Here is a 12869-nt window from a genome sequence, read left to right on the forward strand (position 1 = left end):
GCATTTTTCCGGGCGATCCCTTTGAAAATTATCCGCAGCAAATCCTTCACCGGCGAGCGCGCCTGGGCAGCGCTGGATATCGCCAACATGAACGGCATCACCACGCGCCTGCACTGGACCGATCAGCCCTACAAATGGCACATCAATGACGGCCAGGAAGTCTTCGTGGTGCTCGATGGGCAAGTGCAGATGTGCTATCGGGAGGACGGTGTGGAAAAAGATACCTTGCTGGACGCTGGGGATATTTTCTACGCATCGGTGGGCACCGAGCACGTCGCCAAGCCGCTGGGAGAGGCGCGAATCCTGGTGATCGAGGCCGAGGGCAGTGTTTGAGTGTTATCTGTAAAACAGATAACACATACAGAAATTACCCGTTATATAGATATTCGATTCGGCTCTAGCATGGCTCCACCTCATCCGAGGACAGGAGTTCGCCATGACATGTTGCACCGCCAAGCGCCGGTTTCGTCCCTTGAGCCATTTGCCCAGGCCGCTGGATGCCATTCGCCAATTCACACCCAACTGGTTCGCCGTGGTCATGGGTACCGGTGTGCTGGCGTTGGCCTTGGCGCAGTGGCCCGGAAATGTATCGGGCCTGCGCCTGTTGGGTGAAGGTTTGTGGTTGTTCAATATCCTGTTGTTCGTGGTGTTCACCGGTTTGTATGCGGCCCGTTGGGTGTTGTTCTTCGACGAGGCGCGACGGGTTTTCGGCCACTCAACGGTTTCGATGTTTTTCGGCACCATTCCCATGGGGCTGGCGACGATCATCAATGGCTTTCTGGTATTTGGGCTGCCGCGTTGGGGCGACGGTGTGCTGCCGTTGGCCGAGGCGTTATGGTGGCTCGACGTGGCCATGTCCCTGGCCTGCGGTGTGCTGATTCCGTTCCTGATGTTTACCCGCCAGGAACACCGCATCGACCAGATGACCGCCGTGTGGCTGTTGCCAGTGGTGGCCGCCGAAGTCGCCGCCGCCAGCGGTGGGCTGTTGGCCCCGCACCTGGCCGATACTCATGGGCAACTGGTCATGTTGGTGACCAGCTACGTGCTCTGGGCCTTTTCCCTACCGGTAGCATTCAGCATTCTGACGATCTTGCTGTTGCGCATGGCCCTGCACAAACTGCCCCACGAAAACATGGCCGCCTCGAGTTGGCTGGCCCTAGGCCCGATTGGCACCGGCGCCCTGGGCATGTTGCTGTTAGGCAGCGACGCTCCGCTGATTTTTGCCGCCAATGGCTTTCCCGGCGTGGGCGAAATTGCCGCCGGGCTAGGCTTGGTGGCTGGCATTACGCTGTGGGGCCTGGGGTTGTGGTGGATGTTGATGGCGCTGTTGATTACTGCGCGTTATCTACGGACCGGCATTCCCTTCAACCTTGGCTGGTGGGGCTTTACCTTTCCCTTGGGTGTGTATGCGCTGACCACGCTGAAGCTGGCGGACTTGCTCGGCCTGGCGTTTTTCCGCGTGCTCGGTTGCGTACTGGTGGCGATGCTGGTGGTGATGTGGCTGATCGTTGGGCGGCGTACGGTCTTGGGCGCCTGGCACGGCGAGTTGTTTGTATCGCCGTGCATTGCGGGGCTGGCGAAATAATCGCTAAAGACAGGTAATGTGTGGCCTGGATCGAAAAACGTTCATTCCAATAAGCGTCCACGCCACTCAGGAACATGGAAGATGAGTCACCCTTCGCAGTTCACCTTGCTTCGCACGCGGCGTTTCCTGCCGTTCTTCATCACGCAGTCCTTGGGCGCGTTCAACGACAACATTTTCAAGCAGTCGTTGATTCTCGCCATCCTCTACAAGTTGACCATCGACGGCGACCGTTCGATCTGGGTCAACCTCTGCGCATTGCTGTTCATCCTGCCGTTCTTTCTGTTCTCGGCGCTGGCGGGGCAGTTCGGGGAAAAATTCGCCAAGGACGCATTGATTCGTCTGATCAAGCTCGGCGAAATCGTCATCATGGCGGTGGGCGCGGTGGGTTTTCTGTTCGACCATTTGTCGTTGATGCTGGTGGCGCTGTTTGCCATGGGCACGCATTCGGCGCTGTTCGGCCCGGTGAAATATTCGATCCTGCCGCAGGCCTTGCGCGAGGATGAACTGGTCGGCGGCAACGGCCTGGTGGAGATGGGCACGTTCCTGGCGATCCTCGCGGGCACCATCGGCGCGGGGATCATGATGTCCTCGGCACATTACGCTCCCGTGGTGTCCGCCGCGATCGTCGGCATCGCCGTGCTCGGTTATCTGGCCAGTCGCGGTATTCCGCGCGCGGCGGCGGCTTCGCCGCAAATGCGCCTGAACTGGAACATCTTCAGCCAATCCTGGGCCACCCTGAAACTGGGCTTGGGACAGACCCCTGCGGTATCCCGTTCGATTGTCGGCAACTCCTGGTTCTGGTTCGTCGGCGCGATCTACCTGACGCAGATTCCGGCCTATGCCAAAGAGTGGATGCACGGTGATGAAACCGTGGTGACCTTGATCCTGACCGTGTTTTCGGTGGGGATCGCCTTGGGTTCGATGCTCTGCGAGAAGCTTTCCGGGCGCAAAGTCGAGATCGGCCTGGTGCCGTTCGGCTCGTTCGGGCTGACGGTGTTCGGCCTGTTGTTGTGGTGGCACTCCGGCGGGATTCCCGACAGCGTCGAGGGCCACGGCTGGCTTGAAGTGCTCGGCTTCGGTCACGCCTGGCTGGTGTTGATCGACATTCTTGGCCTGGGTGTCTTCGGCGGTTTCTATATCGTGCCGCTGTACGCGCTGATCCAGTCGCGCACTGTCGAGAACGAGCGGGCGCGAGTGATCGCCGCCAATAACATTCTCAACGCGTTGTTCATGGTGATCTCGGCCATCGTCTCCATCGTGTTGCTGAGCCTGGCGAAGTTGTCGATCCCCCAGTTGTTCCTGGTGGTGTCGTTGCTCAACATCGGCGTCAACGCCTACATCTTCAAGATCGTCCCCGAGTTCAGCATGCGCTTCATGATCTGGCTGCTGAGCCATTCCATGTACCGCGTGGAGCATCGCAACCTGGAGGCGATTCCCGATGAAGGCGCTGCGTTGCTGGTCTGCAACCACGTGTCCTTCGTCGATGCCTTGCTGATTGGTGGTGCAGTGCGTCGGCCGATTCGTTTCGTGATGTACTACAAGATCTACAACCTGCCGGTGTTGAATTTCATCTTCCGCACAGCCGGGACGATTCCGATTGCCGGGCGTCAGGAAGACATTCATATCTACGAAAAAGCCTTCAAGCGAATCGCCCAATACTTGAAGGACGGTGAGTTGGTCTGCATTTTCCCTGAAGGAAAATTGACCGGTGACGGTGAGATCAATGAGTTCAAGAGCGGACTGACACGCATCCTCCAGGAAACCCCGGTGCCGGTGATCCCCCTGGCGCTGCAGGGCTTGTGGGGCAGTTTCTTCAGTCGCGACCCGGCCAAGGGGCTGTTTCGCCGGTTCTGGTCGCGGGTGACGTTGGTGGCGGGTTCGGCAGTAGCCGTTGAAGAGGCGGAACCGGCGAAACTGCAGGCGATGGTGGGGCAATTGCGCGGGACTGTCCGCTAGGACGAAAGGCTGGAGGAGAAGGCCTGTGGGAGCAAGCTTTGCCCCCACAGGTTTTTGCTCCAGAAGGAGAACTCAGGCGCTGACCTTGAGGCCGATCAACCCGGTAATGATCAACGCCACGCTGGCCAGGCGAACCAGCGCCATCGACTCACCAAACAAAATGATCCCGGCGATCACCGTACCCACGGCACCGACCCCGGTCCAGATCGCATAGGCCGTACCCAATGGCAATTCCTTCATCGCCAGGCCCAGTAGGCCGAGGCTGATCGCCATGGCGGTGATTGTCAGTGCAGTGGGAAGAGGGCGGCTGAAACCGTCGGTGTACTTCAGGCCGACCGCCCAGCCGACTTCGAACAGGCCGGCAAAAAACAGAATGATCCAGGACATCACATACCTCCATCGATGGATGGGGTCGTCCCCGGATTAGGCACTCGATCGGGAGCCTGATCGAGTGGCGGGGTCGTCCCCGCGCTGGATGGATAGTGCCAATTACTGACCACTCGATCAAGTCTGCTTCAGTCGGCTGCCTGCCGGGCGGCGAGGGTTTCGCGGTCCTGTTTTTCACTCATGCGCCGGAAATACGTCGAGAGCAGCGCCCCGGATATATTGTGCCAGACGCTGAACAGCGCGCTGGGTACCGCCGCCAGCGGCGAAAAGTGCGCACTGGCCAACGCCGCGCCGAGGCCGGAGTTCTGCATGCCCACTTCCAGGGCCAGGGATTTACGTTGGGCCAGCGGCAGCTTGAACAAGTGCCCGGTGAAATAACCGAGCAAAAAGCCGAAGCTGTTGTGCAGCATCACCACGGCCATGATCAGCAGGCCCGATTCGGCAATTTTCGCCTGGCTGGCGGCCACTACGGCGGTGACGATGATGACGATGCTCACCACCGACACCAGCGGCAACACCTCCACCGCATGCCGTACCTTGTCCCCTAGCAGCCGTTGCGCCACCACGCCCAATACGATCGGCAGCAGCACCACTTGCAGGATCGACCAGAACAGCTCCATGAACGACACTGGCAACCAAGCCGAGGCGAGCAACCAGATCAGCGCCGGGGTCAGCAGTGGAGCGAGCAGGGTGGTGACGGCGGCGATGGCCACCGACAGAGCCAAGTCACCCCGAGCCAGCCAGGTCATGACATTCGACGAGGTGCCGCTTGGGCAGCAACCCACGAGAATGACGCCGACGGCGATTTCCGGCGGCAGGTGGAACACCTGGCAGAGCAACCACGCCACACCGGGCATGATCACGAAATGCGCGACGACGCCCAGGGCCACGCGCCAGGGATGACGCGCGACTTCGGCGAAGTCATCGAGCTTGAGGGTCAGGCCCATGCCGAACATCACCAGTCCCAGCAGCGGCACAATCGCGCCTTTCAGACCGATGAACCAGGTCGGCTGCACAAATGCCACGACGGCGAAAATCAGTACCCAGTAAGCGAAGGTGTTGCCGACGAAGCGACTCAATGCAGCCAGTGCGCGCATGACCTGATCCTTTATTGTTAAGAACACCGAATACTAGTGTGGGAGCGAGCCTGCTCGCGATAGCAGAGGATCAGTCAGCATTTCTGTGACTGTCATGCCGCTATCGCGAGCAGGCTCGCTCCCACAAGGGCAACCCGTTACCTTTAGATCCCCTGCGGAATCTCTTCCCCACCCAGTGCTTCAACCAGCGCCGGCAGGAACTCGCCGAACGTCAGCATCATCAGGGTGAAACTGGCGTCCAGTTGGCCAAGGGCCTCGTCGCCACCGTCCTGCTCCGCCTGGTCTTGCAGCAGGTCTTCGAACTTCAGGCGCTTGACCACCATTTTGTCGTCGAGCACGAAGGACAGCTTGTCCTGCCAGGCCAGCGACAGTTGTGTCACCACTTTGCCGGTGTTCAAGTGCAGCTGGATTTCGTCGCTGGTCAGGTCCTGGCGCTTGCAGCGCACGATGCCACCGTCTTCGTGGGTGTCGCGCAGTTCGCATTCATCCAGCACGAAGAAATCATCTGCGGCTTTCTGGGTCTTGACCCAGTCGGTCATGGTCGCGGTGGGGGCCATCTTGACCGTCAGCGGGCGGACCGGCAGCGAGCCGATGACTTCGCGCAGGGTCGAGAGCAGGTCTTCGGCGCGTTTCGGGCTGGCCGAGTTCACCAGGATCAGGCCCTGTTTCGGCGCGATGGCGGCGAAGGTGGACGAGCGACGGATGAACGCACGCGGCAGGAACGCCTGGATGATTTCATCCTTGAGCTGGTCCCGTTCCTTTTTATAGACCTTGCGCATTTGCTCGGCTTCGATCTCTTCGACCTTTTCCTTCAAGGCATCGCGTACGACGCTGCCTGGCAAGATGCGTTCTTCCTTGCGCGCGGCGATCAGCAGGAAATCCTGGCTGACGTGCACCAGCGGCGCGTCTTCGCCTTTGCCAAACGGCGCGACGAAACCGTAAGTGGTCAACTCCTGGCTTGCACATGGACGCGCCAGTTTGCTGGCCAGTGCAGTTTCCAACGCCTCGGCATCAAAAGGCAGATCTTGGGTCAGGCGATAGATAAGCAGGTTTTTGAACCACATGGGGTGAGTCTCTCCTTTATACAAAGGGGGGCATTATTCTCTTCGCGGCGCCATAGGCCAACCCTTCGCTAAGCCTTTGGAAGGCCTGAAAAAATTAATTTAAAAAGTGCTTGCCAGCTTAAAGAGTGCTCCGTAGAATGCGCGCCACACCGAAAGCGAAGGGTGATTAGCTCAGCTGGGAGAGCGTCTGCCTTACAAGCAGAATGTCGGCGGTTCGATCCCGTCATCACCCACCATTCGTGCAACGTGTTACGCGCAGCGGTAGTTCAGTCGGTTAGAATACCGGCCTGTCACGCCGGGGGTCGCGGGTTCGAGTCCCGTCCGCTGCGCCATATTCGGTTATCTGGAACACTGAACGCCAGGTCACCACAGAAAGCCCGCTAACGCGGGCTTTTTGCTGTTTGCAGTTCCTGCGGTGTGCGTTGCTCATGTTTTTTGCTGAATTTGCTAATTAAATCAGCACGTTACAAAAAAATGTGAGAGAATGCGCCCCGCATCGAAAGTGAAGGGTGATTAGCTCAGCTGGGAGAGCGTCTGCCTTACAAGCAGAATGTCGGCGGTTCGATCCCGTCATCACCCACCAAACTTTCAATGTTACGCGCAGCGGTAGTTCAGTCGGTTAGAATACCGGCCTGTCACGCCGGGGGTCGCGGGTTCGAGTCCCGTCCGCTGCGCCATATTCGGTCACCTGGAACGCTGAACGCCAGGTACCCACAAAAAGCCCGCTCATTGAGCGGGCTTTTTGCTGTCTGGCATTTGCCTGCCTCTATTGCTCAGCGTTACGGCTGTGACGGTAATCGCTGACTGCCTCATACACCGCTTTACGCAAGCGGTTGATACCGCCAATGGGGCGATGGGCCTCGATGCCGAACCAGGGGTTGAACGACTGGTTGTCGCAGGCCAGGTTCAGCTTGGGTGTGTCGAAATCCTGGGCCGGCACCTTGATGTGGGCCACGGTCTCGAACGGTGCGTCACTTTCCTGCCATTCAATACTGGTGTCTTCGATCGGCATGTACTTGCTCGGATCCTGGCGCTGGATCTGCAAGACAAAACATGCCGGCACCCGGTCTGTGGATAACTGCTGGTTCAGCGCGCTCCGCAAGAAATTCGGCAGGTCCTGGTTTTGTGCGGGCAGCGTATAGGCCGGGCAGCTATCCGGGTCCGGTGCTACGCGAAACTTGGCATTGGCCTCACCAAACTTGTAGGGCGACACCGAGAAGTAAGTGGTCTGGGTCGGGCTGGCCGGAGGCGGCGAGAGTGTCGCCAGGGCGATGAACAGATGGCGGATCTGCCAGGTGCGCGGGTCCAGGCTCGGAAAGAAAGCCATCGCCTTCTTCCCGTCAGCCTGGGCGGCCACATTCTGGCGATATTCAGCGACGTCACTGACGAAGAAGTTCGGATGATTGAACATCACGAAGTCCTGCTCGCCGTGTGGTTGCCGATCCGCCAGCAGCTGTTTGCCGGGCACATCCAGCAGCTTGATCGCCATCCCACGGGCATCGCGCAGGCTGTCGAACTGCGGATAGGCGTTGCCGTTGGACAGGCGAATCGTCGCTTGCCAGGTCTTCCCCGGTTCGGCAAAGACTCCCTGGCGCAAGGGGGCCGGCAGGTCGTTCGGCACCTGGACTTCGGCCATGACACAGCCGTGGGCCTTGGCATGGGCGTCACGCAGGTAGCGCGTGCCTTCACGGTGCTGGTCGACGATGCGAATAGCGGTCTGAATGATGTCCTGGGTCATGGCGGTTTCGCCGGGTGCAATCTGCTCCTTGTCCGAGACCGGCCCGCGGTGTTGCCAGGCGAACCAGGCCGAGGACAAGGCCCAGCAGAGCAACCCGATGCCCAGCAGCCACAGGAGCGTCTTGCCCAAAAAGGCGCCGAGGCGCAGCCAGAGGGTGATCAACATGCCAACATCCTTTTACCTGTGGGGTTCATCATTACAGTTGCGACTCCAACGGCCCGCCCAGCACCTTCAAATACTCCAGCAAGGCCCAGCGTTCCTGCGGTTGCAGCAAGCGGCCAATGACGCCATTGCCTCGCTCGCCCGCGCGGAATTCATGGCCGCTGTTGTGATTGCCGGTAATCCGGGTATCGAAGAGGAAACCGTTGGTAAAGGCTTCGGTGCGATAGCCCAGGTGGCGTGGGTCGTATTCGAAGTTGCCTTTATAGAAAGTGATTGCGCGTTCGTCCTGAGGCGACAGCAATTGATAGATCGTCGGCACCGAGCCGTTGTGCAGGAACGGTGGCGTGGCCCAGACACCCGCCAACGGCCGGGCCTTGTAGGCGCGCAATTCGCGTACACCGATGGGCAGGCCGAAACCGTCCAGGGCCGGGCGCTCGGCGGGGGTGACGCCGGCATCGCGGTAGGCGCGGTTTTCCACGAATGCCGTGACGTAGGCCAGGCCTTTGGCGACCGAGAGTTGGCTCAGGTCCAGTGGCTCCGTCGGGGTCGGGTGCAGTTGCACTTCCAGCTTCGCCAACTCGGCCGGATCCCATTGCAGGCTGGTCAGGTCGAAGCGGTGGTCAGCGATGTTGTTGGCGGTGCCCGGGTCGGTACCGATCACCTGTATCGGCAGCATATGCAGTTGTTGCACCGGCCTGTCGGGCCCCTGGACCACTTTAGGCACATGGCAGCCGGCGCAGTTTTCGCTGAACAGGGCCCGGCCCTTGGCCGCCAACGGTTTATCGATTGCACCCAGCAGCGCTTCCGGCCACACCGGGGGCTTGAGCAGTTGCAGGGTTTCCTCGATCTTGTTCAAGTCGCGCACACGCACGCTGGAGGGGTAGCGCGCATCGCCTTGCAGCGGTTTGCCTTGGGCGTCGAAGAAACTCAGCGTGGCGCCAACCCCCAGCGCTTCACCGACGTTGCGGGCCATCGGTTGCTGGGCTGATCCGTTCCACTGCACCCAGTCGAACGTCCATATGTCCCATAGTTGCGGGTAATCCACCGGTGCGTTGGCGACACGGTAGTTCTCTGCCGAAATGGCATCGCCGAAGCTGGCATTGGCGATGCGGCCGAAGGCGTCGGTACGGCCCGGGCCCTCTTCGGTGGGGTAGAGGCCGCGATGGGTATCGTTCCAGGCCACCCGCAGGAACGTGTCCAGGGAGACCTTGAACGCCTTGCGCAATTCCTCGTGGCGGGCATCGTAGTCCTTGCCCAGCACCTGGCGGGCGAAGCGCTCGAATTTCCATGGGTTGTAGTAGGTAGATGCCAGACTGGCGACCAATGCCTGTCCGAAACTGCCACCGCGTAATGTAGGAACACTGGAAGGCAGCACATGCTGAGCCGAGCCGCCATCGATCCGTATCGCCTGGCCTTTGAAGCGCAATTCGCCGGTATGACACGCCGCGCAGGTGATATCCAGGAACTGCTCGCTGCTGCCCGGATTCTGGTGCCGTGCAAACCCTACCGGCAAATTGCCGGGATTGTCAGGCGAGGCTTTCTGCGCCGGATCGACCAGGAAGCCAAAGCGCGCCAGGTACTCGGGCGAAGCGAAGCGTTGTTGCGAGAATGGCAATTCGAGGGCGGTGAACCAGTCGTAGCGTAGGCCTTTGACCTGGGTGCCCTGGGGGGTGAAGTAATACGTCTGGCGCTCGGCGGCGCTCCATTGATCCAGGTAATGCACCTGTTCGACGGGCGTATAGAACGGCAAGCGAGGATTGGCGACGTAATAAAGCACCACGGCCACGACGACGATCAGTAGCGCGAGAAGCAGCAAGAGAATGCGAGAGAGAAGGCGCACGGTAACGTCCTTGTTTTTTTGATATGTCCTTATGCCTCAGTGCCGCGCGGCGGGCAAGTGGCCATTACCCCTGGCCTGTAGGGGAGCGGCAATTTGTCCCTGTACGTCGCAGATGACAGATGCTTCATTCGTACAGGGTTAAAAAGCGTTTGCAGGCCTGAACTTATCGTTACTTTGCGGCTCACATGCCGGTAGCCATTGGTCGTGGCCGCCTGATAAGCTCGCGGCTTTATTCGATTGCCCTTTAGGCGCATGAACAAGGAAATAGCATGAAACAGCATCGGTTGGCGGCGGCGGTGGCCCTGGTTGGCCTGGTACTCGCGGGTTGCGACTCGCAGACCAGCGTAGAGCTGAAGACCCCGGCGCAGAAAGCTTCCTACGGTATTGGCCTGAACATGGGCAAGAGCCTGGCTCAGGAAGGTATGGACGACCTGGACTCCAAAGCGGTCGCCCAGGGCATCGAAGATGCCGTCGGCAAGAAAGAACAGAAGCTCAAGGACGAAGAACTGGTCGAAGCCTTTGCCGCACTGCAAAAGCGTGCCGAAGAGCGCATGGCCAAGATGAGCGAAGAGTCGGCTGCTGCCGGCAAGAAGTTCCTTGAAGAAAACGGCAAGAAAGCCGGTGTCACCACCACCGCTTCCGGCCTGCAGTACGAAGTGGTCAAGAAAGCCGACGGTCCACAGCCTAAGCCGACTGACGTCGTGACTGTTCACTACACCGGCAAGCTGACCAACGGCACCGTATTCGACAGCTCCGTTGAACGTGGCAGCCCGATTGACCTGCCGGTCAGCGGCGTGATCCCGGGTTGGGTCGAAGGCCTGCAACTGATGCACGTCGGCGAGAAGTACAAGCTGTACATCCCGAGCGACCTGGCCTACGGCGCCCAGAGCCCGAGCCCGGCTATTCCGGCCAATTCGGTCCTGGTGTTCGACCTGGAACTGCTGGCGATCAAGGATCCGGCAAAAGAAGACGCAGCCAAGTAATCGCGTCTGCTATAACGACAACGCCTCGCTTATGCGGGGCGTTGTCGCATCTGGGCTGCGGCAAATGGCAAAAAAACCGAACGCACGATGCAGGCTGCAGTCATAGGCAATACAGGCGCTGGGCTAGACGCAGTCAGCCGGTCAAGTCAATGAAATATTGGGTTTTTTTATGTGAGTAAAAAACGCCCGATCTAAGCCGGGGCCTTATGAAACGGGGGCTTCAGCGCGGAAATGCAGCTCTGTTCACAAGGTTATCCACAATTTGTGTGGATAACATTTCAGTGGGAGAAAAAATGAAGGCCCCGTGGAATTTTGCGCGATTTCTGCCCTTGGCAGGCCGCCTGCTGGCCCGCGGTCGATTGCCGACATTGCTGTTTGCCGTCGCCAGCAAAGGTGCCCGGGAGGGCGGGCGGTTGGGCAAACTCAAGGAGGACCTGCGTCTGCTGCAGGCCCTGTGCCTGGCCTACTGGCGGGGCGAATACCGCGCTGTCAGTGCCAAGTCGATGTTGTCGGTGGTGGCAGGGCTCATGTACTTCCTCAGTCCCCTGGACGCGATTCCGGATATCTTGCCGATGTTTGGCATGTTCGACGATATCGCGGTGCTGGCATGGGTCATGAAAACCCTCGACGTTGAACTCGAGGCTTTCCGCGCCTGGCGCTATCGACAATCCCCCGAGAAGCTGGCCCAGGTCGAAAGGCTTCCCGATACCCCGGAACAACTCCAAAGCCAGAAAAAGACCTGATTCGCTAGCAATTGCCCCTGAGAATTCATCGCACCGCGACCTTAGCCGGTATTAGGATTACACTTCCAAGGAAAAAGGCTGACTCGCTAAGTGTTGTTGTCCTACGGGGTAGACATGGATATTCAAATAATCACACGTGACGGAGAGCCCGAGTACGCGGTTTTGCCGTGGGATCAGTACCAGTCTTTGTTGAAGGCAGCAGGCATCGATCAAGCACCGCCGCGCGAGGCGACAGTCCGTCACGCGGCGGCACCCGGCCAGGTTCTCCCTGGCCTGGATCAATTACGCAGTTTGCGCGAAGGGAAGGGCATCGCCATTGAGGCGCTGGCCCGCACGGTAGGTATCAGCCCGTCTTATCTGGCCTTGATCGAGAGCGGCGAGCGTCAGCCCGATGCCGCGATTCGGCGCAGTCTGGCCTGGGAGTTGACGGTGCCGGGTTGGAGGGAAGAATCGTGAGCGTACGCATCAGTCGGCAGCATTGGGATGGGTTGTTGGGTGAATTGGACCAGGCGCGTCGCCAGCGCCATTTGTTGACTTACCGAGCGTTGCTGGAGCGCTTGCAACTGCCCAGCCCGGCCATGCAGACCTTGACTGCGGCCCTTGAACACCTGGCTGCGCTGGACGCCCGGGCGGAACAGCCGTTGCGCAGTTCATTGGTGATCAGCCAGGGCGCCAGTCGTTTGCCGCGAACCGGGTTCTTTGAGTGCGTTGAGCGCCTGGGCCGCTTTTCCGGGCCTTCCGATGGCGTGGCCGCAGCCTCCTGGCACGCTTCGGAAGTGGTTCGGGTTTTTGAATACGAGTACCCCGAGTCGGCGGAGGCCTGAATGCTCTGGCGACTCAAGGCGCGGGGCGGTTACTGGCTGGCGCGTCGGTTGTTTCATTGGTCCTGGTTCGTCCGCCAGCCGCGTGGCTGGGCCTGGCTCGAGGGCCAGTTTTCCCGCATGGCGAACCTGGGCGACGTCGGTGCGCAAAGCTTCTATGGGCACATCCTCACGTTTCGCGGCCAAGGGCTGGGTGCCCGTGAAGAAGGGATTCGCCTGCTGCGGCTGGCGGCATTGGCTGGGGATGGCAAGGCGGCCTACCAGGTTGGCGTGATCAGCCTGGCCGGTACAGCCAGCAAGACGCCAGACCCGGTTGAAGCGGCACGTTGGTGGACCTTGGCGGCGAAAGCCGGGCATCCATTGGCCGAGATCAAGCTCAAATCACTTGAAGATCAGGATCTCTAGAGTTATCCACAGGCTATTCGTGTGCAAATCAGACTAATTTAGCGAATCGCCCTACGCGCTCTATCTCCTTCCCCTGACTTAACTCTCC

The 12869-nt window shown here is 59.7% G+C and carries 13 protein-coding genes and 4 tRNA genes; 12 read left to right on the forward strand and 5 right to left on the reverse strand.

Going from position 1 to position 12869, the window contains the following annotated elements; all coding sequences use genetic code 11:
- The first annotated feature begins 21 nt into the window (after window positions 1-21).
- The 3 genes from GN234_RS25980 (at window position 22) to GN234_RS25990 (ending at window position 3541) form a co-directional block, all read left to right on the forward strand.
- Window positions 22-333 carry a cupin domain-containing protein gene (locus tag GN234_RS25980; RefSeq protein WP_163857222.1) on the forward strand — a complete coding sequence of 104 codons (312 nt, stop codon included), beginning with the start codon at window positions 22-24 and terminating at the stop codon, window positions 331-333.
- 103 nt (window positions 334-436) lie between these two features.
- Window positions 437-1585 carry a TDT family transporter gene (locus tag GN234_RS25985; RefSeq protein WP_176689269.1) on the forward strand — a complete coding sequence of 383 codons (1149 nt, stop codon included), beginning with the start codon at window positions 437-439 and terminating at the stop codon, window positions 1583-1585.
- An 81-nt stretch (window positions 1586-1666) separates the two neighbouring features.
- Window positions 1667-3541, forward strand: a complete 1875-nt coding sequence (locus GN234_RS25990) for an MFS transporter (protein WP_163857228.1) — start codon at window positions 1667-1669, stop codon at window positions 3539-3541.
- A 72-nt stretch (window positions 3542-3613) separates the two neighbouring features.
- On the opposite strand, the gene sugE is transcribed toward GN234_RS25990, so the two are convergent.
- The 3 genes from sugE to rdgC all read right to left on the reverse strand — a co-directional run bounded on the left by sugE (window position 3614) and on the right by rdgC (window position 6089).
- Window positions 3614-3928 (reverse strand): quaternary ammonium compound efflux SMR transporter SugE, encoded by a 315-nt coding sequence (gene sugE, locus GN234_RS25995; protein ID WP_109754006.1) that lies wholly within the window; start codon window positions 3926-3928, stop codon window positions 3614-3616.
- A 128-nt stretch (window positions 3929-4056) separates the two neighbouring features.
- A complete protein-coding gene (locus GN234_RS26000; RefSeq protein ID WP_163857231.1) occupies window positions 4057-5025 on the reverse strand; it encodes a bile acid:sodium symporter family protein in 969 nt (322 codons plus the stop codon).
- Window positions 5026-5168: 143 nt separating this feature from the next.
- The gene (gene rdgC, locus GN234_RS26005; protein WP_014339706.1) at window positions 5169-6089 is read right to left on the reverse strand and encodes a recombination-associated protein RdgC; all 921 of its coding nucleotides are present in this window, start codon (window positions 6087-6089) and stop codon (window positions 5169-5171) included.
- A 160-nt stretch (window positions 6090-6249) separates the two neighbouring features.
- Here rdgC and GN234_RS26010 point away from each other — a divergent pair.
- The 4 genes from GN234_RS26010 to GN234_RS26025 all read left to right on the forward strand — a co-directional run bounded on the left by GN234_RS26010 (window position 6250) and on the right by GN234_RS26025 (window position 6766).
- Window positions 6250-6325, forward strand: a tRNA-Val gene (locus tag GN234_RS26010).
- A 19-nt stretch (window positions 6326-6344) separates the two neighbouring features.
- Window positions 6345-6421 (forward strand) — tRNA-Asp (locus GN234_RS26015).
- 175 nt (window positions 6422-6596) lie between these two features.
- Window positions 6597-6672 (forward strand) — tRNA-Val (locus GN234_RS26020).
- Between the two features lie 17 nt (window positions 6673-6689).
- Window positions 6690-6766, forward strand: a tRNA-Asp gene (locus GN234_RS26025).
- Between the two features lie 89 nt (window positions 6767-6855).
- On the opposite strand, the gene GN234_RS26030 is transcribed toward GN234_RS26025, so the two are convergent.
- A complete protein-coding gene (locus GN234_RS26030) occupies window positions 6856-7992 on the reverse strand; it encodes a catalase family protein (protein ID WP_176689270.1) in 1137 nt (378 codons plus the stop codon).
- A 31-nt stretch (window positions 7993-8023) separates the two neighbouring features.
- Window positions 8024-9829 (reverse strand): di-heme-cytochrome C peroxidase, encoded by a 1806-nt coding sequence (locus tag GN234_RS26035; protein WP_116833216.1) that lies wholly within the window; start codon window positions 9827-9829, stop codon window positions 8024-8026.
- A 269-nt stretch (window positions 9830-10098) separates the two neighbouring features.
- On the opposite strand from GN234_RS26035, the gene GN234_RS26040 reads away from it, so the two are divergent.
- From GN234_RS26040 to GN234_RS26060, 5 genes are all read left to right on the forward strand, one after another.
- Window positions 10099-10812, forward strand: a complete 714-nt coding sequence (locus GN234_RS26040; RefSeq protein WP_003204577.1) for an FKBP-type peptidyl-prolyl cis-trans isomerase — start codon at window positions 10099-10101, stop codon at window positions 10810-10812.
- Between the two features lie 293 nt (window positions 10813-11105).
- Window positions 11106-11555: a YkvA family protein gene (locus GN234_RS26045; protein ID WP_109754010.1), complete on the forward strand. Its 450-nt coding sequence runs from the start codon at window positions 11106-11108 to the stop codon at window positions 11553-11555.
- Between the two features lie 114 nt (window positions 11556-11669).
- Window positions 11670-12011 carry a helix-turn-helix domain-containing protein gene (locus tag GN234_RS26050; protein ID WP_003204574.1) on the forward strand — a complete coding sequence of 114 codons (342 nt, stop codon included), beginning with the start codon at window positions 11670-11672 and terminating at the stop codon, window positions 12009-12011.
- A complete protein-coding gene (locus GN234_RS26055; RefSeq protein ID WP_003179080.1) occupies window positions 12008-12379 on the forward strand; it encodes a hypothetical protein in 372 nt (123 codons plus the stop codon). The genes GN234_RS26050 and GN234_RS26055 overlap by 4 nt, the downstream gene beginning before the upstream one ends.
- The gene (locus GN234_RS26060; RefSeq protein WP_109754011.1) at window positions 12380-12781 is read left to right on the forward strand and encodes an SEL1-like repeat protein; all 402 of its coding nucleotides are present in this window, start codon (window positions 12380-12382) and stop codon (window positions 12779-12781) included.
- Window positions 12782-12869 lie beyond the last annotated feature (88 nt).

Source organism: Pseudomonas bijieensis (genome assembly GCF_013347965.1).
GTDB lineage: Bacteria > Pseudomonadota > Gammaproteobacteria > Pseudomonadales > Pseudomonadaceae > Aquipseudomonas > Aquipseudomonas bijieensis.